Origin of the sequence: Pseudaeromonas paramecii, from assembly GCF_039540575.1 — a bacterium.
Taxonomy (GTDB): Bacteria; Pseudomonadota; Gammaproteobacteria; order Enterobacterales; family Aeromonadaceae; genus Pseudaeromonas; species Pseudaeromonas paramecii.
The window spans coordinates 1-26484 of record NZ_BAABFC010000003.1 but is presented as its reverse complement, the minus strand read 5'-3'; the positions used below and the strand labels follow the sequence as shown (position 1 = coordinate 26484).

27 protein-coding genes are annotated in these 26484 nt (G+C 64.3%); 17 read left to right on the top strand and 10 right to left on the bottom strand.

Going from position 1 to position 26484, the window contains the following annotated elements; genetic code table 11:
• The first annotated feature begins 14 nt into the window (after positions 1–14).
• The 8 genes from rph to ABD847_RS02695 all read left to right on the top strand — a co-directional run bounded on the left by rph (position 15) and on the right by ABD847_RS02695 (position 8055).
• The gene (gene rph, locus ABD847_RS02730; RefSeq protein ID WP_345009803.1) at positions 15–737 is read left to right on the top strand and encodes a ribonuclease PH; all 723 of its coding nucleotides are present in this window, start codon (positions 15–17) and stop codon (positions 735–737) included.
• A gap of 72 nt (positions 738–809) precedes the next feature.
• Entirely contained in the window at positions 810–1457 is a 648-nt protein-coding gene (gene pyrE, locus ABD847_RS02725; RefSeq protein ID WP_345009802.1) for an orotate phosphoribosyltransferase, read from the top strand.
• 9 nt (positions 1458–1466) lie between these two features.
• Positions 1467–2216, top strand: a complete 750-nt coding sequence (locus ABD847_RS02720) for a sugar nucleotide-binding protein (protein ID WP_345009801.1) — start codon at positions 1467–1469, stop codon at positions 2214–2216.
• 90 nt (positions 2217–2306) lie between these two features.
• Positions 2307–4082 carry a hypothetical protein gene (locus ABD847_RS02715; RefSeq protein WP_345009799.1) on the top strand — a complete coding sequence of 592 codons (1776 nt, stop codon included), beginning with the start codon at positions 2307–2309 and terminating at the stop codon, positions 4080–4082.
• 146 nt (positions 4083–4228) lie between these two features.
• The gene (locus ABD847_RS02710) at positions 4229–5065 is read left to right on the top strand and encodes a hypothetical protein (RefSeq protein WP_345009797.1); all 837 of its coding nucleotides are present in this window, start codon (positions 4229–4231) and stop codon (positions 5063–5065) included.
• Positions 5062–6264, top strand: coding sequence for a hypothetical protein (locus tag ABD847_RS02705; RefSeq protein ID WP_345009795.1), 1203 nt, complete (start codon positions 5062–5064; stop codon positions 6262–6264). The genes ABD847_RS02710 and ABD847_RS02705 overlap by 4 nt, the downstream gene beginning before the upstream one ends.
• A 101-nt stretch (positions 6265–6365) precedes the next feature.
• The gene (locus ABD847_RS02700; RefSeq protein WP_345009793.1) at positions 6366–7370 is read left to right on the top strand and encodes a 5'/3'-nucleotidase SurE; all 1005 of its coding nucleotides are present in this window, start codon (positions 6366–6368) and stop codon (positions 7368–7370) included.
• Between the two features lie 19 nt (positions 7371–7389).
• Positions 7390–8055, top strand: coding sequence for a hypothetical protein (locus ABD847_RS02695; protein ID WP_345009791.1), 666 nt, complete (start codon positions 7390–7392; stop codon positions 8053–8055).
• Between the two features lie 53 nt (positions 8056–8108).
• Here ABD847_RS02695 and nadN read toward each other — a convergent pair whose 3' ends face one another.
• A complete protein-coding gene (gene nadN / locus ABD847_RS02690; protein WP_345009789.1) occupies positions 8109–9998 on the bottom strand; it encodes an NAD nucleotidase in 1890 nt (629 codons plus the stop codon).
• On the opposite strand from nadN, the gene ABD847_RS02685 reads away from it, so the two are divergent.
• On the top strand, positions 9988–10122 hold the full coding sequence (locus ABD847_RS02685; RefSeq protein WP_345009787.1) for a hypothetical protein: 135 nt from the start codon (positions 9988–9990) through the stop codon (positions 10120–10122). The genes nadN and ABD847_RS02685 overlap by 11 nt on opposite strands.
• A 91-nt stretch (positions 10123–10213) precedes the next feature.
• Here ABD847_RS02685 and ABD847_RS02680 read toward each other — a convergent pair whose 3' ends face one another.
• From ABD847_RS02680 to coaBC, 4 genes are read right to left on the bottom strand one after another with little or no spacing between them, the layout of a single operon-like run.
• Complete coding sequence (locus tag ABD847_RS02680) at positions 10214–11041, bottom strand: mechanosensitive ion channel domain-containing protein (RefSeq protein ID WP_345009784.1); 828 nt, start codon at positions 11039–11041, stop codon at positions 10214–10216.
• Positions 11042–11065: 24 nt separating this feature from the next.
• Positions 11066–11662 carry a nucleoid occlusion factor SlmA gene (gene slmA, locus ABD847_RS02675; RefSeq protein ID WP_345009782.1) on the bottom strand — a complete coding sequence of 199 codons (597 nt, stop codon included), beginning with the start codon at positions 11660–11662 and terminating at the stop codon, positions 11066–11068.
• 28 nt (positions 11663–11690) lie between these two features.
• Positions 11691–12146, bottom strand: a complete 456-nt coding sequence (gene dut / locus ABD847_RS02670; protein ID WP_345009780.1) for a dUTP diphosphatase — start codon at positions 12144–12146, stop codon at positions 11691–11693.
• A complete protein-coding gene (gene coaBC / locus ABD847_RS02665) occupies positions 12133–13338 on the bottom strand; it encodes a bifunctional phosphopantothenoylcysteine decarboxylase/phosphopantothenate--cysteine ligase CoaBC (RefSeq protein WP_345009778.1) in 1206 nt (401 codons plus the stop codon). The genes dut and coaBC overlap by 14 nt, the downstream gene beginning before the upstream one ends.
• 186 nt (positions 13339–13524) lie before the next feature.
• On the opposite strand from coaBC, the gene radC reads away from it, so the two are divergent.
• The 5 genes from radC (at position 13525) to mutM (ending at position 16120) form a co-directional block, all read left to right on the top strand.
• The gene (gene radC / locus ABD847_RS02660; RefSeq protein ID WP_345009775.1) at positions 13525–14199 is read left to right on the top strand and encodes a RadC family protein; all 675 of its coding nucleotides are present in this window, start codon (positions 13525–13527) and stop codon (positions 14197–14199) included.
• 138 nt (positions 14200–14337) lie between these two features.
• Complete coding sequence (rpmB, locus tag ABD847_RS02655; RefSeq protein ID WP_345009774.1) at positions 14338–14574, top strand: 50S ribosomal protein L28; 237 nt, start codon at positions 14338–14340, stop codon at positions 14572–14574.
• An 11-nt stretch (positions 14575–14585) separates the two neighbouring features.
• Positions 14586–14756 (top strand): 50S ribosomal protein L33, encoded by a 171-nt coding sequence (rpmG, locus tag ABD847_RS02650; RefSeq protein ID WP_345009773.1) that lies wholly within the window; start codon positions 14586–14588, stop codon positions 14754–14756.
• Positions 14757–14846: 90 nt separating this feature from the next.
• Positions 14847–15308 carry a hypothetical protein gene (locus tag ABD847_RS02645; protein WP_345009771.1) on the top strand — a complete coding sequence of 154 codons (462 nt, stop codon included), beginning with the start codon at positions 14847–14849 and terminating at the stop codon, positions 15306–15308.
• Complete coding sequence (gene mutM / locus ABD847_RS02640) at positions 15308–16120, top strand: bifunctional DNA-formamidopyrimidine glycosylase/DNA-(apurinic or apyrimidinic site) lyase (RefSeq protein ID WP_345009769.1); 813 nt, start codon at positions 15308–15310, stop codon at positions 16118–16120. Before ABD847_RS02645 ends, mutM begins: the two co-directional genes overlap by 1 nt.
• Here mutM and coaD read toward each other — a convergent pair.
• Positions 16117–16611: a pantetheine-phosphate adenylyltransferase gene (gene coaD / locus ABD847_RS02635; RefSeq protein ID WP_345009767.1), complete on the bottom strand. Its 495-nt coding sequence runs from the start codon at positions 16609–16611 to the stop codon at positions 16117–16119. The genes mutM and coaD overlap by 4 nt on opposite strands.
• 108 nt (positions 16612–16719) lie before the next feature.
• On the opposite strand from coaD, the gene ABD847_RS02630 reads away from it, so the two are divergent.
• On the top strand, positions 16720–17748 hold the full coding sequence (locus ABD847_RS02630) for a glycosyltransferase family 9 protein (protein ID WP_345009766.1): 1029 nt from the start codon (positions 16720–16722) through the stop codon (positions 17746–17748).
• A gap of 53 nt (positions 17749–17801) precedes the next feature.
• On the opposite strand, the gene ABD847_RS02625 is transcribed toward ABD847_RS02630, so the two are convergent.
• Positions 17802–19070 (bottom strand): O-acetylhomoserine aminocarboxypropyltransferase/cysteine synthase family protein, encoded by a 1269-nt coding sequence (locus tag ABD847_RS02625; RefSeq protein ID WP_345009764.1) that lies wholly within the window; start codon positions 19068–19070, stop codon positions 17802–17804.
• Positions 19071–19288: 218 nt separating this feature from the next.
• On the opposite strand from ABD847_RS02625, the gene ABD847_RS02620 reads away from it, so the two are divergent.
• Positions 19289–20977, top strand: a complete 1689-nt coding sequence (locus tag ABD847_RS02620) for an alpha-amylase family glycosyl hydrolase (RefSeq protein ID WP_345009762.1) — start codon at positions 19289–19291, stop codon at positions 20975–20977.
• A 280-nt stretch (positions 20978–21257) separates the two neighbouring features.
• Here the strand turns inward: ABD847_RS02620 and ABD847_RS02615 are convergent, their stop codons facing one another.
• The 3 genes from ABD847_RS02615 to ABD847_RS02605 are packed head-to-tail and all read right to left on the bottom strand — an operon-like array spanning position 21258 to position 25562.
• Positions 21258–22628 (bottom strand): ATP-binding protein, encoded by a 1371-nt coding sequence (locus ABD847_RS02615; RefSeq protein WP_345009760.1) that lies wholly within the window; start codon positions 22626–22628, stop codon positions 21258–21260.
• Positions 22621–23340 (bottom strand): response regulator, encoded by a 720-nt coding sequence (locus ABD847_RS02610; protein ID WP_345009757.1) that lies wholly within the window; start codon positions 23338–23340, stop codon positions 22621–22623. The genes ABD847_RS02615 and ABD847_RS02610 overlap by 8 nt, the downstream gene beginning before the upstream one ends.
• Positions 23341–23396: 56 nt before the next feature.
• The gene (locus tag ABD847_RS02605) at positions 23397–25562 is read right to left on the bottom strand and encodes a tRNA(Met) cytidine acetyltransferase TmcA (protein ID WP_345009756.1); all 2166 of its coding nucleotides are present in this window, start codon (positions 25560–25562) and stop codon (positions 23397–23399) included.
• Positions 25563–25680: 118 nt separating this feature from the next.
• Here ABD847_RS02605 and gmhB point away from each other — a divergent pair, with 118 nt between their 5' ends.
• On the top strand, positions 25681–26241 hold the full coding sequence (gene gmhB, locus ABD847_RS02600) for a D-glycero-beta-D-manno-heptose 1,7-bisphosphate 7-phosphatase (RefSeq protein WP_345009754.1): 561 nt from the start codon (positions 25681–25683) through the stop codon (positions 26239–26241).
• Positions 26242–26484 lie beyond the last annotated feature (243 nt).

Here is a 26484-nt window from a genome sequence, read left to right as displayed (position 1 = left end):
AGTCTGGAATTGTCATGCGCCCGAGCGGAAGAACGCCACAGCAGGTTCGCCCTGTCACCCTCACCCGTCATTACACCTGCCACGCCGAAGGCTCTGTGCTGGTGGAGTTTGGCAACACCAAGGTGCTGTGCAACGCCAGCGTGGTGGAAGGGGTGCCCCGCTTCCTGAAGGGCAAGGGCCAGGGCTGGGTCACCGCCGAATACGGCATGCTGCCCCGCTCCACCCACTCGCGGATGAACCGCGAGGCCGCCTCCGGCAAGCAGGGGGGCCGCACCCTGGAAATCCAGCGGCTGATCGGCCGTTCCCTGCGGGCGGCCATCGATCTGAAGGCCCTGGGGGAGTACACCATCACGGTGGACTGTGACGTCATCCAGGCCGACGGCGGCACCCGCACCGCCGCCATCACAGGCGCCTGTGTGGCCCTGGCCGATGCCCTGAACTGGATGCGCCAGCAGGGGATGCTCAAGCCCAAGCAGGAGCCCCTCAAGGGCATGGTGGCGGCCCTGTCCGTGGGCATCGTCGCCAACATGCCGGTGTGCGATCTGGAGTATGAAGAGGACTCCGCCGCCGAGACCGACATGAACGTGGTGATGATGGAAGGCGGCAAGCTCATCGAGGTGCAGGGCACCGCCGAGGGCGAGCCCTTCAGCCGCGACGAACTCAACCAGCTGCTGGACATGGCGGAGCAGGGGCTAGAGACCCTGTTTGCCCTGCAGCGTCAGGCCCTGGCGGTCTGAGCTGGATCTGTTGACAGACGCGGCGTTGGCCGCGTTTTTTATGTGCCTGTTTTGTTTATCCGAGGAGAGACCATGAAAGCCTATCAGCGTGACTTTATCGAGTTTGCCCTGGAGAAGCAGGTGCTCAAGTTTGGCGACTTTACCCTGAAGTCCGGCCGCAAGAGCCCCTATTTCTTCAATGCCGGCCTGTTCAACTCCGGTCGGGATCTGGCCCGCCTGGGCCGCTTCTATGCCGCCGCCCTGATGGATGCCGGCATCGACTTCGATGTGCTGTTCGGCCCGGCCTACAAGGGGATCCCCATCGCCTCCGCCACCGCGGTGCAGCTGGCCGAGGTGTACGACCGGGATGTGCCCTGGTGCTTCAACCGCAAGGAAGCCAAGGATCACGGCGAGGGCGGCAACCTGGTGGGTAGCCCGCTGGCCGGCCGCATCATGCTGGTGGATGACGTCATCACCGCCGGCACCGCCATCCGCGAGTCCATGGATCTGATCCAGGCCAACGGCGCCAGCCTGGCCGGGGTGCTGATCGCCCTGGACCGGCAGGAGAAGGGCAAGGGTGAGCTGTCCGCCATCCAGGAGGTGGAGCGGGACTATCAGGCCAAGGTCATCTCCATCATCAGCCTGGGGGATCTGGTGAGCTACCTGGAGGAGCAGCCGGATCTGGCCGGTCTGCTGGAGCAGGTGCGCGCCTATCGCCAGCAGTACGGCATCGCCGGTTAAGGCGCCGCCATGCGGGTACTGATCAGCGGGCTGAATGGCACCCTAGCGCCCCATCTGGCACGGCGGGTGGTCGCCGAAGGGGGGCAGGTGCTGCCCTGGCGACGGGAGCTGGTGGACCCGACGGACGAGACCGCGGGACGGCAGATGCTGGATCGCCTGCGGCCCGATGCCATCGCCCATCTGGCCATGGGCAGCGAGGCCTGGGCCGCGTTTCTGGCCCGGGAGGCCAGGGTGCGGCAGATACCGCTGCTGTTCACCAGCACGGCCATGGTGTTTGACGCCGTCCCCGACGGCCCTCACCAGCGGCAGGATACGCCCAACGCCCAGGATGACTACGGTCGCTACAAGATCCGCTGTGAGCAGGGGATCCAGGCTACCAATCCGGCGGCCTGCATCGCCCGCATCGGCTGGCAGATCGACGCGGAAGCCAGGGGCAACAACATGCTGGCGGCGCTGGATGAGTGGCAGGCCAGCCGGGGCGAGGTGGCGGCCAGCCGCCTCTGGATCCCCGCCTGCTCCTTCATGGCGGATACCGCCGCCGGGCTGTGGCAACTGCTCCAGGCGCGGGCCCAGGGGATCCATCATCTGGACAGCAATGCGGTCTGCGCCTGGGGATTCGATACCCTGGTTCAGGCGCTGGCGCAGCACTTCGCCCGATCCTGGCAGATCCGGGTCACCGACGAGTATCGGCACGATCAGCGCCTGCTGGGCTCCGAGGCCTGGCTGCCGCCCCTGAGTGCGCGTCTGGCGGCGCGATAACTGTCACTAATCGGACTTGTTTGTAACCGTTACGCGGTCCATCATGGCCCTTTTTGACGGGCCAAGGGCCAAACCATAAGGAAGCAAGGGATGAATAAGGGAATCATTGCCGGTCTGGTGATCGCCGCCGTGGCGGCCGCCGGGGGTGGCTATTACCTGCAACAGCAGTCCGCGGTTGGCGGCGGGGAGTCGAGCCTGAGCTATGTGCCGACGGACACCCTGATCTTCTCCGGCGCCCTGGAGCCGGCCAGCTGGCAGGATAACTTTGCCGTGTTGCAGACCCGCTGGCAGGGGCTGATCCCGGAGCCGGCCCAGCTGCAGAGCGAGCTGGATAAGCTGGCCAAGGAGCTGGACGGCGAAGGCCAGTCCGCCGATGCCGGCCTGCGCATGCTGCTGGGCCTGTATGGTGAGTTTGCCACCGCCCTGCAGCGGGGCGAGCAGGCACCCGCCGCCCTGGGGCTGGGGGACAAGGTGGATCAGGCCTTCTATACCGTGGGCGCCCTGCCGGTGCTGCGGGTCAAGCTGGCGGACGAGGCGGCCTTCGATCGCTTCATCCAGGCCGCCGAGGCCCGCTTCCAGGCCAAGGGTGAGACCGCTGCACTGGACGGTGTCAGCTATCGCAGCTATCCCTTCGCCGCCGACGGCGAGTTTCCGCTGGCTCTGGTGCTGGCCAAGCAGGCCGGCTTTGCGGTGCTGACCCTGGACACCGGCGATCTGATCCCGGTGGAGCAGGGCCTCAAGCCCGCCCTGGGACTGGTGAAGCCGGCTCACAGCCTGGCGGACAGCGATCTGCTGCCCCAGCTCGTCAAGCAGCACGGCTTCGAGCCCTTCGCCCTGGGCTACCTCAACCATCTGGGGCTGGTGCAGGGCATCACCCGCGCCGACTCGCCCCTGGCCCAGCTGGTGGACAAGCTCAGCCACGGCCAGGCCAGCCAGGAACTGGCGCCCTGGCGCAGCCAGGGCTGTCAGCAGGATCTGGAAGGCATGGCGGCCCTGTGGCCCCGCACCCTGTTCGGCTACACCAAGCTGGAGCGCAGCGCTGCCGGTCTGAGTCTGGGCACCGCCGGCAAGCTGGAGTCCACCGATGCCGCCGCCATGACCGAGCTGCAGAAGCTGCAGGGCTTCGTGCCCAAGGACGCCAAGGGGCTGCTGGCGGTCAACCTGGGTCTCAACGTGGATGCCCTGGCGCCTGTGCTGAGCCAGCTGTGGGGCCGAGCCACCCAGGCCAGCTTCAGCTGTGAGCCCCTGGTGGCGCTGCAGCAGGATCTCAAGCAGAGCAATCCCGCCATGCTGGGCATGATGACCGGCATGATCCAGGGGCTGCAGGGCATTGGCGTCGAGCTGCAGGATCTCAAGCTGGGGGCCGAGGATCCCCAGAGCGAGCTGCCCAAGATAGAGGCCCTCTCCTTCACCGCCCATGTCAGTGCCAGCAAGCCAGAACAGCTGTGGGGCATGCTGGGCATGCTGGATCCCCAGCTGGCCCAACTGCCGCTGCCCGCCGAGGGGCAGAGCGTGGATCTGCCGCTGCCGCCGATGTTCCCGTTGCCGCAAGGGGTCAAGCTGGCCCGCTACGGTCAGCATCTGGCCCTGTATAGCGGGGAGGCCGGCGCCGCCCGGGCCGCCGCGATCGGTCAGCAGCCGCTCACCGGCAATGGCCTGTACCAGATGCACCTGGATTACGGCCTGCTGGCCGATGTGCTGGACAAGGCGCTGGACGAGGTGCCGGAAGACGCCCAGGCCAAGGCCGAACAGGCCCAGCTGCTGCAGCAGTTCGAGCAGCTGCGGGGTGTGACCCTGGACAGCCGGCTGGATCTGGCTCGCGACGGCGTGGTGGTCAGCGCCGACATGCAGGTGCCCAAAGGCTAACCGAACCCTCACCTTCCCAGTGAGCCGTGCCGTCCACCCAGGTGGGCGGCATTTTTTTGTGCCTGTGGCGGACGGTTACGGCGGGGTTGTCACGGTTTCGTCATCTCGCTGTCATAGGCTGGTCGGCCCAAAGGCATGGAGGCCTTATGTCCGGCGCCGTCTACCTCACCTTCACCCGTTGTCTGCTGTTGGCGATGCTGGCCTTGCTGCTGGCCGCCTGGTTGAGCCGTCCCGCCGCGCTGCAGGCCACCTGGCCGGCATTGGATGAAACCCAGTGCCAGGTGCGTGGCGGTGGCCATGACGAGCTGCGTATCTATCAGCCGACCGATGTGCTGGCCGAGGCCCTGGCCTCCCAGTTGTGCCAGCAGACCCTGGTGGGCAGCGGTTACGGCCGGGTGAGCGTCTCGTGGCGCCCCCGGGAGCAGCTGGATACCGATACCCTGCTGCGGCAGCAGTTCGATCTCTTGTGGGATCGCCAGCGGGTGCTGGAGGGACGGCTGGCCCGGGCCGAGGATCTCTACCGCCTGCTGCGACCCATGCCCAGCTACCGGGTGGCCTGGTACAGTCATAGGCGGGATCCGGCCCTGACCCCGGCCTTCTTCGCCGATCTGCGCATCGGCCTGCTGGCGGACAGCCAGAGCCAGTCCGGTCATCAGTGGCCCATGAAGCAGCTGGCCCAGCACCAGCTGCCAGCTTCACCCGCCCAATTGCACTTCTACACCAGCCGTCAGGCCCTGCTGGCGGACTTTCTGGCCGGCGAGCTGGATCTGATCCCGGCGGTGAGTACCTATCCCCAACTGAAGGACTGGCCGACCAATCAGCAGCTGACCATAGCCGACGATCTGCCCATCGGTAACTGGTACCTGAGCCGTCGGGTACCGGCGGCGCTGGCCTGCCCGCTGGCCCGGGCGCTGGATCTCTACCGGCCCCTGGTGCAGGCGGTGACCAGCACGCCCTGGGCGGGTGCGGAGTGTGGCTCATGAGGCGGGGGTGGCCCTGGCGGGTCGGGTTGCGCCTGCTGGCCTGGAGTCTGCTCTGCGCCCTGTTGCTGCTGGCATTGGGCTGGGGGCGAATCCAGTGGCAATGGCATCAGCAGCTGATGGCCGAATTGCCGCCCAAGGTGGCCGCCAGCTTGGTCAACAGCCAGGATCGGCAGACCAGCCTGGAGCGCAGCACGCTGCGCTTGGCGCAGATGACGCTGACACCCCGTGACGGCCCCGGTTGGCTGTTCGCGCCGCCGCAGCTTACTGAGCTGGCACTGGAACAGGCGGGGGAGGCCGGCTCGCCGGTTGGTGGCGAAGCACCGCCATTCTGGCGCGGTGCCTGCTGGCCCCTGGATGGCCAACGGCTGTGTGCCCATTGGCAACTGCAGCTTGTGCCATCGCCGTCCGGGGTGGCACTCACCAGCCTCTTGATGGGAGGCCTGCTGAGCCTGGCCGGCATACTGCTGCCCAGCCCCCGGCGCTGGCGCCGCTGGCAGTGGCGGCACAAGCTGGCGCGTCAGGGGGTGAGTCCGGCCAAGGCACCCCAGCTGGCGGCCAGCCTGCAGGCGGATCCGGCGCGTCTGCAACAGGCCCAGGACTTTGCTGCGGCCGCCGCCTGCTCCCTTGAGGCGGCGCTGGATTGGCTGGCCCATGCCGACTGGCCCGGGCTGGATGCGAGCGGGCGGGATTGGCTGGCCCTGGCCCTGCGGCAAGGCCTTGCGGCGGAGACGGCCCTGGCGGTGGCGTGCCACCCGCCGCAGCTGCACTTCGATCTGGCCGCTCGTCAGGTGGTCATTCACGGGCTGCCGTTGCGGCTCTCCCGCACGCCGCTGCTCTACTTCTACTGGTATGCCCAGCGCCGGCGCGCCGGTCTGCCGGGCTACGTAAACCCCGCCAGCCATAGGCCAGATCGGGCCCAGGGCCAGGCCCTGGCGGCCCTGATGCGCCAGCACGGCGGCCATGGCAAGGCCATCGCCGAGCTGGAGGCCCAGGGGCTCAGGAGCAAGACGCTGGATCAGAACCGCAACCGGATCCGGGATGAGTTGCGCCAGGCCCTGGGGCCCCTGGCCGAGCCCTATCTGTTCGACAGCACCCGGGATGGCGCCACCGCCCGCTATTGTCACGGCCTGCTGATCCCGGCGGAGCAGATCGGCGGAATCCTGGATGAATCCTTGCTTATCAACGAGATAGGCACTTAGAGATATCTATAAAACGGCGCAGAGGTTTAATTCACCCGGCTGTCATCTGCCCTCGCCAGTCTGCCCATCGTTCGTTCATATCACTCGATGGAGAGACAATCATGGCAATCACCCGCGCCAGCCTGCTGGCCACCACCCTGGCTCTGGCGGCCTACAGCCAGTCGGCCAGCGCCCTCAATATTCTGCTGACCAACGACGACAGCTGGAGCACGGAGAACATCCAGGTGCTGTTCAGCAAGCTGCAGGCCGCCGGCCACAACGTCATCCTCTCGGCGCCCTGTACTGGCCAGAGCGGCAAGGGCGGCGCCATCAACTTCATGAAGAGCGTCAGCGTGGATCGCAGCAAGGTTGACGAACAACAGGCCTGCGTCGGCGACACCGACACCAGTGTGGCGTTCAAGAACTTCGTCGAGGGCACCCCGGTGATGGCGGCCCTGTACGGCATCGATGTGCTGGCGCCCGAGATCTGGGGCAGCGCACCGGATCTGCTGATCTCCGGCCCCAACGAGGGCAATAACCTGGGCTACATGACCAACAACTCCGGCACCCTGGGGGCGGCCAACGTCGCCATCGCCCGGGGCGTGCCGGCGGTGGCGGTGAGCGCCGCCACCTCGGACGCCGACAACGCCGCCAAGGTGGCCGACGAGGTGGTGAAACTGGTGGCCAAGCTGGACGCCAGCCGAGCCAGTGGCGAGCCCTTGCTGCCGGCCTTCACCGGCCTCAACGTCAACACCCCGGAAGACATGAGTAATGTGGCGGGGTATCGCTTCGCCCAGGTGGGCTGGAACGCCGGCGGTTATGACGTCAAGTTTGCCGCCGATCTCTCCACCGACAGCACCACCATGGGCTATGTGGCCCAGGCGCTGCTGGCTGCCGGCTATGCCACCAGCTTCGAGGCCGCCTACGCCATGGCCCAGCAGCAGTATGCCGGCAAGGCCGGGGTCACCTTCGTCAACGACGGCCTGGTGGCCGATGACAACGCCAATAGCGAGGGGGTGCTGCTGGGGCAGGGCTACATCACCATCAGCACCATCCAGGCCAACGTGCAGGGCAGCCAGTCCAAGGACGCCGTGACCCGGGCAAAGCTGGCCTCCCTGGCCGAATAAGGGGATCAGGATGAAACAGATGATGGCATGGTGCCTGCCCCTGGTGGCCGGCGGCCTGTTGCTGGGCCTGACGGCCTGTTCGGACGATGACAACCAGAGCGGGGAGAACAGTGCCCGGCAGGCCTACCTCAGCACCAACGCCGGCCTGTACAGCGGGGGCGCCGTGGTGGACAACCAGGCGCTGCGCTGGCAGCTGGCGGTGACGGTACAGGGTGCCCTGTTGACCCAATATGACGACCGGGATCAGGCCAGCAGCCAGAGCGGCGAGGTGGTGGAGGATGGGCTGAGCTTTGCCGATGGCAGTCGCTGTCTGGCACAAGCGGGCGGCTTTACCTGCAATCGGGACACACTGGCGCTGAGCCTGAGCGGGCCAACCAGTCCGGATGCCGTGACGGTGGAGTCGCTGGCAGGCAGTTACCAGCTGGTGCATGGCAGCCAGCTGGGTAGCCTGAGTCTGGCCTCAGACGGCACCCTGAGCGGTCAGCTGGGGGAGTGCGTGCTGGGTGGCCAGCTGCAGGGCAGCGGCGCTCTGCTGGTGTTGACGGCGCTGGCCGACAGCTGCGGCAGCAGCGACAGTCTGGGGCTGCTGCTAAGCGACAGCGTCGGATCCAGCCAGCACGATGTGCAGCAGGTGCTGCTGCCGGGCTCGCCTCTGGGGGGCTATTGGGTACGTCTGGCCGAGTGAGTGGCCGGGTGATCCAGTTCGGCAAAAAAACGGGCGCCCCAGGGCGCCCGTGGTTATTGCTGCAGTACGCCGTCGGCGTCGTAGAAGTGCTGGGTGGAGTAGTCTTCCTCGGCCGGCTTGCTCAGACTGCCCTGGGCCTTGACGTAATCGACGAAGGACTGGGCATAGTCCAGGTAGGTGTCCACCGCCCGGCCATCGGCGCTGACGGTGCCGAAGGTCAGGTAGTTGTCCTTGCCCTGGGCGGTGAAGGAGTTAGTCACCACCTGGTAGCGGGCGCTGTCGTCCAAGGCGACCCACTCCCCGCTGCCCTTGACCCGGGTTTCTATGTTGAACAGCCGCGCCCCCTCGGCCCGGGAGCGATCCACATCGAAGCGCAGGCCGGCGGCGTAGGGATAGGAGCCGGTAGAGCCATCCGGGTTGAAGGCGTAGTCCACCGCCTGGTTGAGCACCTGGCGGATCTCGGCACCCGTCATGTCGAGGTTGGTGAGGGTGTTTGCAAAGGGCAGCAGGGTGTAGGCGGTGCCGATACTGATGTCACCCGCCGCCACATCGGTGCGGACACCGCCGGCGTTCTGGATGGCGATTTGGGCATCCTTGCTCATGGCCAAGAAGGCCTGGGCCACCAGGTTGCTGATGTCGGCGCCGTGGGCCCGGGTGGCCGCACTGTCGCAGAGGGCGCTGCGGCTGTCCCCCGGGATGCGTGAGAGGCAGAGGTCTTCGTTGGCCTGACCGATGACATCCGCCTTCAAGGCGTCCACCTGGCCGGCATAGTCGGTGAGCAGGGTCTGGGCGGCGGGATCCGGGGGGACTATGGCCAGCAGCGGATGGTCGTTCACCCAGGTGGTGAGGGCGGTGAGGGCGTCACCCGTCAGGGCCACATAGTTACCTTCGGCGTCCTTCTGCTTGAAGCTGTCCCCCAGCAGCAGGTGCGGGGTGCCGCTGCAGCCTTGCACCACACCCTGGCCATCAAAGGTGACATTCAGCTCCCCCAGCACATCGGCGTACTGCCAGGCCTGGGCCAGGCAGACTTTGTTGCCGTCGGCATCCTGAGTCTCGGTGGGGTAGGGGCCTGCCGGGTTGAGACCCAGCTCGCTGAAACCCTCGCCCAGCAGGCTGTGAGAGTCGCCGTCTATGATGACATCCACCCCGGTCAGCTTGGCCGCCATCGCCATGTCTTCGCCGTAACCGTAGTGACTCAGCAGCACTATCTTGTTCACCCCCTCGGCCTGTAGTGCGTCTATGTACTGCTGGGCCGTGCTGGCTTCGTCCAGAAACTGGGTGCTGGCGTCCGGGCTGGAAGAGCTCTGGGTCTTGAGCCCGGTGGCGATACCTATGATGCCGACCCGCTCGTCGCCATATGCCTTGATGACATAGGGTTGCAGCAGGCTGCCGCTCTCCGGATAGAGGGGGGAGACACCCGCCTCCGGCACCACGTTGGCGGCCAGCACCGGGGTCTGGCAATCACCATTGTGCAGGTAATCGATGAAGGTTCTGAAGCCGGCATCACCGCTGTCAAATTCATGATTACCCGCCACCATGGCATCGAAACAGAGGCTGTTCATCAGCGCCGCGTCGGCCTCACCCTGGAACAGGGTGTAGTAGAGGTCCCCTGTGATGGCGTCCCCGGCATGCAACAGCAGGGGATGGGCCTGCGTCGCGGCCAGCTGCTTGGCCAGGGCGGTGACGCGGGGAAAGCCGCCCATCTCCACCTGGGTGGCGGTGCCATTCAGGGTCAGGGTGCTGGTGGCCGGCGCCAGGTGGGAGTGATGGTCGTTGATATGCAGTAGGTTGAGGGTGAAGGGCGTCTGGCTGGCAGCGGCCTGGGTGTCATCGTCATTGCAGCCGGCCAGCAGGCAGAGGGTGCCGCCTGCCGCCAGCAGGGCCAACGAGGGGCGCAGGATCGATTGAAAACGCGTCGGTAAAGAAAAAGACATGGCTGACATAGGGGATATCCGCTCCGTGATGGCAAGACAGGTGCAGCAGACGCACCCGCACAGCCAGAGCCTGAGCCTCAAATGTGACGTCATCATGGCATTGCTTAACCTTCCTCATGGGGTCATCCAGTGACCCGGCCAGCCTCAAGCCTACGCCGGATTTCGGCGAAAAAAAAACCGCCAGGCTAGGCGGTTTTTTATGGTCCGGCGGCAGTGAGGGCGACTTACTGCCCCTGATGCACCGTCATCTGCGGGAAGGGGATCTCGATGCCGGCTTGGTCGAAGGCCAGCTTCACCTTCTCCTGCAGATCGAAGAACACCCCCCAGTAGTCGGCGGTGTTGACCCAGGGACGCACCACCAGATCCACGGAGGAGCTGTTGAGGGTGCCCACGGCGATGGTCCAGGCCGGATCCTTCAAGATGCGGCTGTCGGCGGCCAGCAGGCCTTCGAGGATCTGCTTGGCCTGGTGCAGGTCGGCGCCGTAACCGATGCCGAAGGTCATGTCCACCCGGCGGGTGGCCATGCGGGAGTAGTTGACGATATTGCCGTTCAACACATTGGCGTTGGGCACCACCACCACCTTGTTGTCCGGGGTGGTCAGCACGGTCGTGAAGATCTGTACCTGGGTGACGCTGCCGGCGGTACCGGCCACTTCCACGTACTCACCGGCCTTCAGGGGGCGGAAGATGATGAGCAGCACCCCGGCGGCGAAGTTGGACAGGGAGCCTTGCAGCGCCAAGCCGACGGCCAGACCGGCGGCACCTATGATGGCGACGAAGGAGGCAGTCTGTACCCCGATGCGGCTGAGGGCGGCGATCACCACGAAGGCCAGAATGGTGTACTTCACCAGATTGCCGATGAAGCCGGTGATGGTGACGTCGACCCGGCGGTTGTTCATCACCCGTACCAGGCCGTGGCTGAACAGATTGGCGACAAACCAGCCCACCACCAGGGTGATCAGGGCAGCGGCGATGTTCACGGCGTACTCGATGAACAGCCCTTGATTGCTGGCGAGCCAGTGGGTGGCGTCGGTGAGGATCTCGGTTTCCATGGTTTCTCCTTTAAATGCAATGTCTCAGCTCTGGAGCAGCTGATTGTGGATAAACTGCCACTGGGTGTCGAAGTTGTCCATGGGCTTCTTTTGAAACTGACTGCGCACAAACTGGCTCAGGCGGCCTTCCACGTAGGCCAGCAGCAGGTTGGCCAGTTGGGTCTCGTCCACCTCGAAGCCCTGACCTTCCCGCAGCCGCTTCTCCCGCAGTATCTGCTTGAGCTGGCTCTCCAGCTTGTCAAACATGTGGGTGATGCGCACCCGCAGCCGTTCATGCTCGCCCTGCAGGGCATCGCCGGTGAGGATGCGGGTGATGCCCGGGTTGCGCTCGGCGAAGGTGAGCAGCAGCTGCAGCAACCGCTGGCAGCGCATCAGGGTCTCCTTCTCCTCCTGCAGTATCAGGTTGACCCGGGAGAGCAGGGTCTCTTCGATGAAGTCGATGAGTCCCTCGAAGATCCGCGCCTTGCTGGGGAAGTGGCGGTAGAGGGCGGCCTCCGAGACCCCCACCTCCGCCGCCAGGCTCTTGGTGGTAATGCGCTGGCCATGCTGGTGCTCCAGCATCAGAGCCAGGGCCTGCAGTATCTGTTCACGCCGGTTGGGGCTGTTGTGCGCTGTCGTCATGACGGTAACTTCCCTTGACTGCTGACGCTTATTGGCGGCCGGAGGAGCCGAAGCCGCCCTCACCCCGCTCTGAGCCTTCAAACTCAGCGACTATGCTGAAGCTGGCCTGCACTACCGGCAGGAACACCAGCTGGGCGATGCGATCACCGGGCTGGATCTCGAAGGGTTCCTGGCTGCGATTCCACATGGAAACCATCAGCTGGCCCTGGTAGTCAGAGTCGATGAGCCCCACCAAGTTGCCCAGCACGATACCGTGCTTATGCCCCAGGCCGGAGCGCGGCAGTATGGTGGCGCACAGCTTGGGATCGGCGATGTGGATGGCCAGCCCGGTCGGGATCAGGCTGGTCTGGCCCGGCTGCAGGGTCAGCTCCTCGTCCAGGCAGGCGCGCAGGTCCAGGCCGGCGGAACCCGGGGTGGCATAGGCCGGCAGCGGGAAGTTCTTGCCGAGGCGGGGGTCGAGTATCTTGAGTTCAATCTGCTTCATGTTGTGACTTCTTTATTATCAGGGCGATCAGGTGGCGGGCCACCTCGGTTTTGGTGGCCAGCGGCAGGGTTTGGCTGCCGCCGGGCCAGAATACCGTCAGGGCATTGTGGTCGCTGTTAAAGCCCTGCTCCGGACGGGAAACGTCGTTGGCGGCTATCATGTCCAGCCCCTTGCGCCGCAGCTTGTCCTGGGCGTGCTCGGCGACCTGTTCGGTCTCGGCGGCAAAGCCCACCACGAAGGGCCGAGGGGACAGGGCCGCGACCTCGGCGATGATGTCCGGGTTCTTCACCAGGCACAGGGTCAGTTGATCCTTATCGGCCGTCTTCTTGATCTTTTGAGGTGCCACCTCGGCGGCCCGGTAATCGGCCACGGCGGCGCAGCCGATGACGATCTGCTGCTCGGGCGCCAGGCGCATCACCGCCTCATGCATCTGCAGGCCGCTCTCCACGTCGATGCGGCTGACGCCGGGCGGGGTCGGCAGAGCAACAGGGCCACTTACCAGGGTCACCTGGGCCCCCAGCTCGGCGGCGGCCGCCGCCAGGGCGAAGCCCATCTTGCCGGAGCTGTGGTTGCTGATGAAGCGCACCGGATCCAGCGCCTCCCGGGTGGGACCGGCGGTGATCAGCAGCTTGAGATCCGACCGGGGCGGGGTGAAGAAGCGAATGCAGTGATCCACCAGCACCAGGGGATCCAGCATGCGGCCCGGGCCCACGTCGCCACAGGCCTGGACGCCGGCATCCGGCCCCCAGATGTGAGCGCCGCGCCGCGCCAGGGTCTGCAGGTTCTCCTGGGTGGCGGGATGCAGGTACATCTGCTGGTTCATGGCCGGCGCCACCGCCACCGGGGCCGGGGTGGCCAGGCAGAGGGTGGTGAGCAGCTCATCCCCCATGCCGGCGGCCAGCCGGGCGATGAGGTTGGCGGTAGCGGGCGCCAGCAGCACCAGATCCGCCCACTTGGCCAGCTCGATGTGGTTCATGCCCAGCTCGCTGGCCGGATCCAATACGCCTTGTGGAATGGCGTGGCCGGAGACCGCCTGCAGGGTGAGGGGGGTGATGAAGGCCCGGGCGGCGTCGGTCATGACCACTCGCACTTCGGCGCCGGCATCCTTGAGTCGGCGCACCAGCTCGGCGCTCTTGTAGGCGGCGATCCCGCCGCTGACTCCCAGCAGAATGCGTTTATTAGCCAGTCCCATGGGTAGCGTGATTCCGTTTTTGGATGAAGAGGACGGGCTAAGATAACACAGGCTATTCGCTGGAGCAGACTGGCTTGTCACACTTCATTTTTCTGTCATCTGGGGTTTGTCGCCTGTCAGGCCTGACAGGGGGGCGGAGGAGTACGGCTTGCTAACTTTGCTTCGGGATGGGCAAGGGAGTGCACTGTGAGCATACGAGATTGGCCGGCGGGGGAGCGCCCCCGGGAGAAATTGTTGGCCAAGGGGCCGGGCGCCTTGAGCGATGCCGAGCTGTTGGCCATCTTCCTGCGCACCGGGGTGGCCGGCTGCGATGCGGTGACCCTGGCCCGGCAGCTGCTGGCCCAGTTCGGCAGCCTGCGGGCCCTGCTGGCGGCCGATGAGCAGCAGTTCTGCCAGGCCCACGGTCTGGGAACGGCCAAGTTCGTCCAACTGCAGGCGGTGCTGGAGATGAGCCGCCGTCATCTGGCCGAGACGCTGCAGCGGGATGATGTGCTCACCAGCCCCCAGGCCACCCGCCGTTACCTGCAGGCCCAGCTGCGGGATCGCCCTCAGGAGGTGTTTGCCCTGCTGCTGCTGGACAACCAGCACAGGGTGGTGAAGTTTCTCGAGCTGTTTGTCGGCACCCTGGATGCCGCCAGTGTCTATCCCCGCGAGGTGGTGCGCAGCGCGCTAAAACATCATGCAGCCGCCGTCATCCTCTGTCATAATCACCCGTCCGGTGTGGCGGAACCGAGCCGGGCCGACCGCGCCCTGACGGCGCGTTTGAGCGCGGCCCTGGGCCTCATCGATGTCCGGGTGCTGGATCATCTGGTCATCGGTGACGGTGAAACAGTATCTTTTGCCGAGCGTGGTTGGCTGTGAGTCGATCACGGTCAGGCTTTAGCTTGATCTTTGCCGAGCGATGCTGTATAAAATGCCGCCTTCTATATGGCCCCGCAACAGGCCAGCGGGGCTAAGAAATGCTCGAGCAATTAGAAGTAAGATTTTGGAGAGACTGACATGTCTAGAGTGTGCCAAGTAACCGGTAAGCGTCCGGCAGTGGGTAACAACCGTTCCCACGCCAAGAACGCGACCCGTCGTCGTTTCCTGCCGAACCTGCAAACTCACCGTTTCTGGGTTGAAGGCGAGAAGCGTTTCGTCAAGCTGCGTGTTTCCACCAAGGGCATGCGCATCATCGACAAGCTGGGGATCGAAGCAGTTCTGGTAGATCTGCGCGCCCGCGGCGAAGTAGTGTAAGGAGATAGCTCATGGCTGCTAAAGGTGGACGCGAAAAGATTCGCTTGAACTCCAGCGCTGGTACTGGTCACTTCTACACCACTACCAAGAACAAGCGCACCATGCCCGAAAAGATGGAGATCAAGAAGTTTGATCCCGTGGTTCGTCAGCATGTGATCTACAAGGAAGGCAAGATCAAGTAATTGATCGCCCCTTGAAAAAAGCCCGGTCTCGTACCGGGTTTTTTTATGCCCGCCGCTCGGGCTACACTGCGCCCAGCAGGGGAGAAGAGCATGAAGCGACTGACCAAGAAAGGCTGGAACAACGTCATCATACTGGTGGTGCTGGTGATGATAGTGGTGCTGCGGCTGAGCGACGAGCGGCTCACCGGTACGGATCCGGTGCCGGTGACCGATGGCCTGCTGCCCACCGGCGCCGTGGTGCTGACCTGGGCGGCGCCGGCCTGGCGCATCGAGCGGTTGGGGCAGAGCTGGCGGGCGGTGCCGGATCTGGGGCTGGATGGCGCCGGGCTGGAGGCGGTGCTCAATCAATGGCTGAGCTGGCAGCTGCCGCCGGCCGAGATGGCGGTGCGGGGTGCCAGCCAGCCGCTGACCGTCTGGCTGGCCGGGGTGGCGGAACCCGTCAGCCTGCAGCTGTACCAGGATCAGGGCCAGTATGCGGTGGTGAACTGGCGCGGCCAGCTGCTGAGCCTCAGTCAGGCGCAGTACCGTAGCCTGCTCAGCGGAGGTCACTGATGCCTGAGTTGCCCGAGGTCGAAGTCACCCGTCAGGGTATCGCCCCCCATCTGGCGGGCCAGACCATCACGGCGGTGCGGGTGCGGGAGTCGCGCCTGCGCTGGCCCGTGCCCAGCGACATCCAGCAACTGGTGGGCTGCACCATCCTCTCGGTGCGCCGCCGCGCCAAGTACCTGCTGCTGGAGACCGAGTTGGGCACCGCCATCCTGCACCTGGGCATGTCCGGCAATTTGCGGGTGCTGCCGCTCGGCGCTCCTGTGATGAAGCACGATCACGTGGATATCGAGCTGGGCAGCGGCCAGTTGCTGCGCCTGCATGATCCGCGGCGCTTCGGCGCCCTGCTGTGGACGCCGGAGGATCCGGCCCGCCACCCCCTGCTGGCCAAGCTGGGCCCCGAGCCCCTCACCGACGCCTTCACCGCCGAGTATCTGCTCATGCGCAGCCGTGGCCGCAAGGGGCCCATCAAGCCCTGGCTGATGGACAATCACCTGGTGGTGGGGGTGGGCAACATCTACGCCAACGAGGCGCTGTTCGCCGCCCACATCGACCCCAGGCGTCCGGCCGGCAGCCTGAGCGCCAGCGAGGCCGAGGTGCTGGTGGCGGAGATCAAGGCGGTGCTGACCCGGGCCATCGGCCAGGGGGGCACCACCCTGAAGGATTTCACCAAGGCCGATGGCAAGCCGGGCTACTTTGCCCAGCAGCTGCAGGTGTACGGTCGGGCAGGCCAGGGTTGCCTGGCCTGTGGTCATCCGCTGGAAGAGATCCGCCTGGGGCAGCGCAGTACCGTGTTCTGCCCCCTGTGTCAGCGTTAGTGTTGGCTGGAAGGGGTGAGCTTGAGGCGAATGGCGCGGGCCACCTCGGGCGGCACAAACTGATCCACCTCGCCACCGTGCAAGGCGATCTCCCGGATCAGGCTCGAGGCCACGAAGGCGTGTTCTTCCGCCGGCGGCAGGAAGAGGATCTCCAGCTGGGGTAACAGGCGGCGGTACATGGCGGCCAGCTGGGCTTCGTATTCGAAATCCATGGTGGTGCGCACCCCGCGCACCAGCACATTGGCCTGCACCTGGCGGGCAAAATCCACCAGCAGACCGCTAAACCCCTCCACCCGCACGTTGGCAAAGGGCCGGCAGGCCGCCTGGGCCAGGGCCACCCGTTCGTCCAGCTGGAACAAGGGGCGTTTGCCCGGGCTCATGGCCACCGCCACTATCACCTCGTCAAACAGGCGGGCGGCCCGAGCCACCAGATCCAGGTGGCCCAGGGTGATGGGATCGAAGGTTCCGGGAAATACGACCCTGGTCTGCATGCAAGCTCCTGCGCAATCACGAATGGGCGAGCTTCGGATTATAGGGCCTGCCCTTGAGATTGGCAGGGGCTTTGGCAAGAATAGGCAGCTTCAACGATGGGAGATGGCATGCAACGACTACTGGTGATCCGCAACGACAAGATTGGCGACTTCATGTTGGCCTGGCCCAGCTTCGCCATGCTGAAGGCCTCCCAGGATTGCCATGTCACCGCCCTGGTGCCGGCCTACACCGCCGAGCTGGCGCGCCTGTGCCCCTGGATTGACGAGGTGATCCTGGATCCCGGCAAGCAGGCTGACTCGGCGCAGCAACAGGCGCTGCTGGCGACCATCAAGGCGGCACGATTCGATGCGGCCATCAGTCTGTTTTCTACCGGGCGGGTGGCCTGGTCGTTGTGGCGGGCGGGGATCCCTTACCGGCTGGCGCCGGCCACCAAGTGGGCCCAGCTGCTCTACAACCACAGGGTACGGCAACGCCGCTCCCGCTCTGCCAAGCCGGAATACCAGTACAACCTGGATCTGATCCGTCACTATCTGAGGGAGCAGGGGCTGACCCCGGTGGAGCCGCAACCGCCCTATCTGCGCTTTGATGCCGCTACCCTGGCACGGGTGCGGGCGGAGACGGCGGCGGCCCTGGGGATCCCGGCCCAGCAGCCCTGGTTGATGGTGCACGCCGGGAGCGGCGGCTCCGCCAACAACCTGTCGCTGGACCAATATGCCCGGTTGATCCTGGGGCTGCAGGCCGTCGGCTCTGCTCCCTGTGTGTTGACGGCCGGCCCCGGCGAGGAGGCCAAGGCGGCACAGCTGCAGGCGCTGGTGCAGCGCCAGGGTGGCCAGGCGGTGATCTACCATTCCGTGGATGGGCTCACCCGGTTTTGCCAGGTGCTGGCCTGTGCCGATCTGTTCTTGGCCGGCAGCACGGGTCCCTTGCACATCTGCTCGGCCCTGGATGTGCCCACCGTCGGTTTCTTCCCCATGCGTCGCTCCGCCACTCCGCTGCGCTGGCGCCCCCTCAACAGCGAGGGGCGGCATTTAAGCTTCACCCCGCCCCAGGCCGGAGAGGAGGACATGTCCCGGGTGGACATAGACGCCGCCATCGCCCAGATACTGCCCTGGTGGCAGGGATGGCAGACCCACTGACAACAACGGCACCCTAGGGTGCCGTTGGTTTTTCCGTGCGCCGAGTACTGGGCTCAGGCGTTGAGGGCCTGATCCAGATCCGCCAGCAGATCCTCGATGGCTTCGATGCCGATGGACAGACGGATCATCTCCGGCTTGACCCCGGCCTTGGCCTGCTCCGCCTCGGTGAGCTGGCGGTGGGTAGTGGAGGCCGGGTGGCAGGCCAGGGACTTGGCGTCGCCGATGTTCACCAGCCGCTTGAAGATCTTGAGGGCGTCATAGAAGCGCACCCCGGCGTCATAGCCGTCCTTGAGACCGAAGGAGAGAATGGCCGACGGCAGACCGCCCATGTATTTCTGCGCCAGGGCATGGTGCGGGTGATCCGGCAGGCCGGCGTAGCTGACCCAGGCCACCTTGGGGTGATCTTGCAGGTAGTGAGCCACCTTGAGGGCGTTCTCGGTGTGGCGCTCCATGCGCAGCGCCAGGGTTTCGAGCCCCTGCAGCAGCAAGAAGGCGTTCATGGGGGAGAGGGCGGCTCCGGTGTTGCGCAGCGGCACGGTGCGGGCGCGGGCGATGAAGGCGGCCGGGCCGAAGGTCTCGGTGTAGACCACCCCATGGTAGGAGGGTTCGGGTCGGTTCAGGCAGGGGAAGCGCGTGGCATTGGCCGCCCAGTCGAACTTGCCGGAGTCGACGATGACGCCGCCCAAGGAGTTGCCATGGCCGCCTACGTACTTGGTGATGGAGTGCACCACGATATCGGCACCGAAGGCGATGGGCTTGCACAGTATGGGGGTGGCGACCGTGTTGTCCACCATCAGGGGCACACCCCGGGCGTGGGCCACATCCGCCAGCCCCTGGATGTCGACTATGTTGCCTGCCGGGTTGCCGATGCTCTCGCAGTACACCGCCTTGGTCTTGTCGTCGATGAGCTCAGCGATGGCTGCGGGCGAGTCATCCTTGGCGAAGCGCACCTCGACGCCGAAGCTGGGCAGCATGTGGGCGAACAGGGTGTAGGTGCCGCCGTACAGCTGGGGGGTGGAGACTATGTTGTCGCCGGCTTGCGCCAGGGTCTGGATGGCATAGTTGATGGCGGCGCTGCCGGCGGAGACCACCAGGGCGGCGAGGCCCCCTTCCAATGCGGCCAGCCGTTGCTCCAGCACGTCGTTGGTCGGGTTCATGATACGGGTGTAGATGTTGCCGGGCACCGCCAGGTTGAACAGATCGGCGCCGTGCTGGGCATTGTCGAACTCGTAGGCGACGGTCTGGTAGATGGGCACGGCCACGGCCTTGGTGGTAGGGTCATTCTGAAAGCCGTGATGCAGGGCCAGGGTGGCGTCTTTCATCGTCTCGTCCTTGTGCTTTGGATGGATAGACGGCCAATCTATGCCGGCGGGTCTGGGATGTAAAGTGAGGTGTTGGTGTCATTCCGAACCAGGCTGAAAAAAGAAAACGCTGTCATGCATTTACCATGAATGTTAGTGAGAAAAGGATCACGGCTTGATGGGGGGCGCAGTCCGTATCATGGCCGCCAACGAAGGAAATAACGCATAAGGGTAAGTGAATGAACCAGCATTTTTGGCGCCGTTCGGCGATTTCTGTGGCAATGGCGTTGGCGCTGACCGCCTGTGGTGGTGGTGGCGGTGACGAGAAACCCCCCGTTGATGACAGCACCTATACCGTGACTATCAGCAGCAGTGCCCATACCGCCGACAGCCGTATGACCTGTAACCAGGGGGCTGACGTGGCCGCCTGTGATCTGCGCATGTATCAGATCATGGTGGAGGCCTATGTCAACGGCGACGACAGCATCAACTACAACACCGGCTATGGTCCGTCCGAGCACAAGGGTGACCTGCAGGGCATCATCGACAGCCTGGACTACATCAAGAGCACGGGTGTCAATGCCATCTGGCTGACCCCGATCTTCAACTCCTGCAAGGGGCAGAGCAACGATGCCAAGCTGGAGGCCTCCGGCTACTACGCTTGTGACTATTTCACCGTGGATCCCATGTTCGGTGACAACGCCAAGCTCAAGGAGCTGGTGGATGCGGCCCACACCAAGGGCCTGTATGTGTTCCTGGACGGGGTTTTTGGCCATGCCAGTGGCATCGGTGTGACCATGGACAATGTGCCGGCCAGCCTGAGTGGCCTGGCGGCACCTGTGACAGCCACCTCGGTGGCTAATGCCCACGATACCTGTGTCGAGAGCGACACCACCATCTGTTTTGATTATTCCGATCCGGATACCTTGGCCTTCTTCAAAGCGGTAGCCGGTTATTATGTGACCGAGTTTGGTATCGACGGTTGGCGTCTGGATCAGGCCTATCAGGTGCCTATCAGTGCCTGGGAAGAGATTCGTGACACTGTGGAGACGGCTGCTGCGGATCGCAAGGCCAACGGTGAGACCTGGGGCACCCTGGGTTACATGGTGGGCGAGGTATGGGACGGCAATCAAAACAACTTTGTCAGCAAGGTGTATGGTACCGCCTCCAACCCAGGCTTGCAGTCGGCGTTTGATTTCCCGCTGCACTATGGTCTGATGCAGGCAATCGGCTCTGAGACCAGTGCCAGCAGCAATGGCAATGCTTCCGCATTGTACGCCAGCTGGAACGATGGTTCTGCCTATCCGGACTTTGCCATGCCGAACCTGTTTATCGGTAACCATGACATTCCGCGACTTGGCGATCTACTGCAACGCACCGGTCGCGGCAGTGGCGACGAATACTGGCTGCGCCACAAGGCTACCTTCAGCTTCATGGCCGCCACCTCCGGCCCCATGACCTTCTATTACGGCGAAGAGATCGGCGATCAGCTGGATGGTTTTGCCGCCCAGGTGACCACCAACTGCGCCAGCCAAGGGCTGTGTGATGACCACGTGGCCCGCACCGATGGCAAGGTGCCTGGTGTCACCGGTGACACCCTCTCTTCCAATCAAAGCGATCTGAAGGCCTACCTGAAGTCCTTGATGGATCTGCGGGACGCTCACCCGGCCTTGGCCCAGGGCACCCTGACCCGCATCTCGGACGATGACAATGTCTTTGTTGCCCGCAAGGGCAATGGCGGTGACCAGATCCTGTATCTGCTGAATACCCAAGCCAAGGATGCGGTGGTGACCCTGAGCGCCTCGGTACTGGATGCGAGCGGCACCCTGGATAACCTGCTGGACAGCAGCGACAGCATCAGCACCAGCGATGGTAACTACACCATCACGGTACCGGCCTACAGCGGCGTCTTCTACCAGATCAACTAAGTCCAACGCCTTGGCTAAAGGCCCGCTTTTTGGCGGGCCTTTGTTTTTACCCCTGTGAGGCGGCTCTCCTTTTTGGCTTTATACTCATGTAATTGATTGTTTAGCCAGTGTTTTTGGGAAGCCTGTCACGGTCTGGTTTTGCTGACCCCGACTATGATGCCGGGCCCCCTGCGCCATGGCCCTTTCCCGCTGTGGTCATGAGGCAGGACAGCTTGAACAACGCCAAATAAGATCAAAAGCGCGGCCATGCGGCCGCGCTTTTTTTTTGTTCGCAGACGGATCAGCGCGGGAGATGCAGACAGGCCTCCAGACCGCCCTCGGCGCGATTGCGCAATTGCAACTCGCCGCCGTGCTGATGCACCAGGGTGCGGGCGATGGACAGCCCCAATCCCATACTGCCGTCTTCGGTGTTGCGAGCCGTATCGCCCCGCACGAATGGCTTGAACACCTGTTCCAGCTGATCCTCCGGGATGCCGGGACCATCGTCTTGTACCCGGATTTGTATACTGCGATCGCTGCTGGCCAGACGCACTTCGGCGCTGCCGGCATACTTGAGGGCGTTGTCCACCAGGTTTTGCACCGCTCGCCGCAGGCTCTCCGGATGGCAGGTATACACCAGCTTGCCTTCCGTCTGACAGCTGACCGCCTGGCCGGCATCCTCATAATCGTCACACAGACTGTGCAGCAGGCTGACCAGATCCACGTCCCGACGGGGCGTCTGCTGCTGATCCTCCTGGGCAAAGTGCAGGGTGGCCCGGATCATCTGCTCCATCTGTCCCAGGGTCTGCAGCATGCGCTGCCTGTCTTCCCCTTCGGGCAAGAATTCGCAGCGCAGCTGCAGGCTGGTGAGAGGGGTGCGCAGATCGTGGGAGATGGCGGCCAGCATCTGAGTGCGATCCTGGACGAAGCGATCGAGCCGGGATTGCATCCGGTTGAAGGCGGCCAGGGTCTCCCTGACCTCGTCTGGGCCAGATTCGGTCAACGGGGGCAGGCGCTCACCTCGACCAAACTGCTCGGCTTGACGGGCCAGTTGCTTTAGGGGACGGGTGATGCGGCGGATGAGCCAGATGAGCAGCAGTCCTATCAGCCCTCCCACCAACATGAGGCTGAGCAGGTGACGGGGCGACCAGGCGGGCGGTTCCTTATCCTGGAAGGTGCTGAACAGCAGCCACTGGCCATTGGCCAGCTGGATGCTGCCGTACAGGCGGGCGTCCCGCAGCGCCATCATGCGACCGCGCCCGCGCTCCATCCAGGGGGCATGTCCGTCCGGTGGCGGTGGCAGTTGGGAGGGATCCAGCAGCTCGGCACTGATGCGGATGTCGGTGGGGACATCCAGCAGACGGGTGAGTCTGGCTTCGAACAGAGGATCCCGCTGGGGCGGTGTCCAGGCCGTCGTCTTGAGGCGCAGCATCAGGGTTTCGCTGCGACTGGCGCGCAGGATTTGCTCGCTCTGTCCGGGGGGCGCCGTGTTCAGCAGGTTCACCACGGCGGCCAGCTGCAGCATGGCATGTCGGCTGCTCACCAGGCTCAGGGTATCGCTGCGCTCCAGGCGATAGACCTGCAGGCTCAGCAGCTGCACCAGCACCAGGCCGCATAGGGTGATGAGCAGCAGCTGGGTGCTGATGTGGCGCGGCAGCCAGCGACTAATCATGCTGCACCTCGGCGGCAAACAGGTAGCCGCCGCCCCAAATGGTCTTGATCAGTTCCGGATTCTTGGGATCCCGCTCCAGCTTGCGGCGCAGCCGGCTCACCAGGGTATCAATGGCCCGGTCGAAGGCCTGGGCCTCCCGACCGCGGGCCAGATCCAGCAGCTGATCCCGGCTCAGCACCCGTTGGGGGCGCTCGACGAACACCTTGAGCAGGTCAAATTCGGCGGTGGAGAGGCTGATGGTCACGCCGTTCTCATCCACCAGTTCCCGACGGGCCTGATCCAGGGTCCAGTGGGCAAAATGCAGTTGCTGGGTCGCCTGGGGCTCGGCCATCTCCTGGCCCTGGGTGCGGCGCAGCACGGCCCGGATCCGCGCCAGCAGCTCACGGGGGTTGAAGGGCTTGGCCAGATAGTCGTCGGCGCCCATCTCCAGGCCGATGATCTTGTCCATCTCCTCACCCATGGCAGTCAGCATGACGATGGGCAGGTTGGAGGTGGCGCGCACGCCGCGGCACAGCGAGAGGCCATCTTCACCGGGCAACATCAGATCCAGCACCATCAGTTGGTAGCTGCCACTCTCCAGCTGGCGCTTCATCTCCTTGCCATCCCGGGCACAGGTCACCCGGAAACCGTGGGTTTCAAGAAATCGCTTCAACAGATCGCGGATGTCGGCATGATCATCCACCACCAGGATATGGGGCAAGCTTGGTTCCATAGGTTCCTCACTGAACGGATGGCCTGAGTATAAAAAAGCGCGGTGGCCAAGGTGTGTCAAACTGTGTCAGCCGGTCTGACTGGCACGCTTTGTGACAAAAAATCCTCGGTGAGGCGCTCCGGTACTCCGGCCTTGCGCAGACTGCTGCGTATGGCCTGTTGCAGGGCTTTCTGTCCGGGAAGCTGGCTTAGGCGCCCCAGGGCTGACCAGCTCTGGTATTGCCAAAATCGACCCACCAACAGGAGCTGCTCCTGCTGAGGCAGGCGTTGCCAATCCTCACGCCGGCAATCGAGCCAGCGCTGCAGGCTGGGCAGGGCATGGTCCAACGAGCGATGGCCATGGGCGCAGTCGATCACATCCTGCCACTCCCAGGGCTGCAGCGGGCGCCTGTCATTCGCTTGGTCAAGTAATGCCAGCACCAGCTGTGGCGGCAGATCCCGCAAGGGTCCTCCCAGCCACTGGGGTAGCTGCTGCTGGAAGCGCTGACGCCAGTCAGGCAGCACCTGGCTGGCCGCGGCGGACAAGGGCTGCAACAGCACGGCGGAGTGGCTGCCGCTGGCGGCATCTCGGGATAGGCCGAGGCGTACCGGCTGCCAGCCTGCACGCCGCCAGAAGTGCAGCAGCTCCGGGGTGGCGGCGAAAGCGGCGCCCAGCAGATCGTAACCTTGTTGCCGGCAGTCGTCGGTGAGGGCGGTCAGCAACTGCTGGCCCAATCCCTGGCGCTGGCAAGTGGGGTGGATGGCGATGCGCATGATGCGGGCATAGCGAAAATCCGCCGCCTCCTGGATGCCCGCATGGGCCAGCAGGGTTTGGGGCAGCAGTTGGCCGCGTGGACGGCGCTCGCCGCGGCGAATGGTCTGGGCCAACTCGGGCTCGATAGGCCCCTCCGCGCATAACAGGGCAACACCGAGCCACTGCGCACCTTGGCGCAGGCCGTGGATGGTAAGATCCGGGCTGTCCAGCAGGGTGCGCAGATCGCTGGGGGTGGTCTGATAGTGGGCCTGGATCAGCAGGCCAAACAGCTGGCGTAACAGGGCTTCATCGTTGGCCAGCTGGGTTTGGGATAGGTGTTGCCAGACAATGGGATCGTCACTGGGAACCGGTGGGGGCTCGCTATGGCCCAGCAGCAGCAAGCGGTTGAGCAGTGGCTCGAGGGGGTCGTCGGTATGCCAGCGCACCGGTTGGCTGAGGTGACAGCGCTGCCAACCGGGATGATACCTATCCAAATAAGGTTGCATGCGCAGGGCAAAGCCTTGCCCCGAGCCTTCGTAGCCATGTAGCGTGGTTGCAAAGACCACGCGGGAATAATGACGCAGCAAATCCTGCAGCAGCGGGGTGGGAATGGCCGCCGCCTCGTCGATCAGCAGCAGATCGGCCTCTGGCTGCTGTTCCAGCAGGGCATCGGGACTATAGAAGGTGAGCTGGCTGCTACCCAACTCAATTCGCTCGCCCTGCTCGAGCGCCTCGGGCAACAGACGGCGCAATTGCACGAACACCTGTTCAGTCGCCTTGCGTGATGGCGCGGTTAGCAGGACACGATATCCAGGCCGTTGCAGTAGCTGTGCGGCAGCCAGGCCCAGTACGGTGGATTTGCCGCGCCCACGGTCCGCCGCAATCAGCAGGGGTCTATGGGGATGGCCGGCGGCACAGTGCCGCAGGGCCATCAGGGCGGCCTGTTGATCGTCGGTTGGCTGCAGTGTCGCGTGGCATGACCAGGGGGCCAGGTGCAGAGGCCAGGGCTCATCGGTATGCCAGCCGCTGGCTTGATCCCAGCGCCAGAGTCCAGATCCAGCCTGCAGCAACCTTGCCAGCCTGGCCAGAAAAAATCCCTGGCAGCGCACCGTCTCAGTGGGCGTAGACACAAAGCGGCGCAGATCCGGATCGGCAAAGCTTGGCCAATCGGCCAATGGCGGCATCATCAGACAGAGCAGTCCGCCGGCGCGGACGACACCGGCTACGGCACCCAGGGCATCCGGGTGTAAACCGTCAAAGCCATTGAGTACCACATGGGAATATTCCTGTCCCAGCCAGTGTGCCGGCTTGTCCATGGCTTGCGGCGCAAAGGCCGCCGGGCCGGAACCCAACCAGAGCGTGTTCGATGGCAGCAGCTCGGTCAGGCGATCCTGACACCAGGCGTGCGAGCCGGTGAGCAACAACAGACGACGTTCGCCGCTGGTGGCAAGGCGCTCAAGCCAGGCGCGAGGGGAGGAGGAGAGGGACATGACATACCTACGCAATGAACTCAGCCGGGATATCCGCCACGATGCCGGAGTAAAGCACAAGCCATCCACATCGGGCTTGCCTATAATGCGGCAAACTCAACGGCGATAGGAAATAACAGTGGCAAAAGTAGCGATTTTTCTCGATCGGGATGGCGTCATCAATCAGGACACCGGCTATGTCAGCCAGGTGGATGACTTTCATTTTATCGATGGTGCCATTGAAGCATTGCAACTGTTGAAGAAGAAAGGCTACTGCCTGGTGGTGGTGACCAACCAGTCCGGCATAGCTCGTGGCTACTTCACCGAGGATCAATTCATGCAGCTCACCGAGTGGATGGATTGGTCACTGGCGGATCGGGAGGTGGATCTGGATGGTATCTATTATTGCCCGCACCATCCCGAGGCCAGTGTAGAAGCCTACCGGCAGCAATGTGATTGCCGCAAGCCCGCACCCGGCATGCTGTTGGACGCCGCCAAACATCTTAAGCTGGACATGGCGGCCTCCTACTTGGTGGGGGATAAGCTCTCAGATATACAGGCGGCCATGGCGGCAGGTGTCGGGCATCCTACCCTGGTGAAGAGTGGGCAGTCACTGGACGAGTCAGCCTTAGGGCGGGCGGAGGCGGTGTACGAGGATTTGCTGGCTTTTGCCAAGGCGATTCCGGCTCTTGGCGACTAATAACCTCGAATCTGTGGATATCTCTGTGAATAAGCGGTGGTTAGGCTGTGCCCACTGATTTATAAGTGTTTTTTCCTAAAAATCGCCAAAAATCCCTTGCCAGCCGGCGCGGCGTCCCTATAATGCGCCCTCGTTGTCAGGGCGCAGCCCGGCAGCGGAGGAAAGCGGTGCGAAAATAGCGCTTGACTCAAAGCGGGAAGCGAGTAAGATGCGCATCCCACGACGCCGGCGAAACCGGGTCGA